1 protein-coding gene is annotated in these 425 nt (G+C 72.9%); it reads left to right on the forward strand.

The genetic code is table 11. The annotated features are described in order from the left end of the window. Positions 1 to 61: 61 nt before the first annotated feature. A partial coding sequence (locus WCE05_RS26160; RefSeq protein ID WP_368816859.1) for a hypothetical protein occupies positions 62 to 425 on the forward strand: 364 nt, incomplete at its 3' end.

A 425-nucleotide genomic window follows, 5' to 3' on the forward strand; every position in this document is an offset into this window, starting at 1 on the left:
GCCCCCCCCCCCCCCCCCCCCCCCCCCGCCCCCCCCGCCCCCCCCGCGGCCGCGGACGCGGATGCCGACGCTGATGCTGATGCTGATGCTGACGCGGATGCGGATGCCGACGCTGACGCTGACGCCGATGCCGATGCCGATGCCGACGCCGACGCCGACGCCGACGCCGATGCCGACGCTGACGCTGACGCTGACGCCGATGCTGACGCCGATGCTGACGCCGATGCGGATGCGGATGCTGACGCTGACGCGGATGCGGATGCGGATGCGGATGCGGATGCTGACGCTGACGCTGACGCTGACGCTGACGCTGACGCTGACGCTGACGCTGACGCGGATGCTGACGCCGATGCTGATGCCGACGCCGACGCCGACGCCGATGCCGATGCCGATGCCGACGCGGATGCGGATGCCGACGCTGACGC

This window comes from Pseudomonas sp. I2 (assembly GCF_040984075.1).
Classification (GTDB): Bacteria; Pseudomonadota; Gammaproteobacteria; order Pseudomonadales; family Pseudomonadaceae; genus Aquipseudomonas; species Aquipseudomonas guariconensis_B.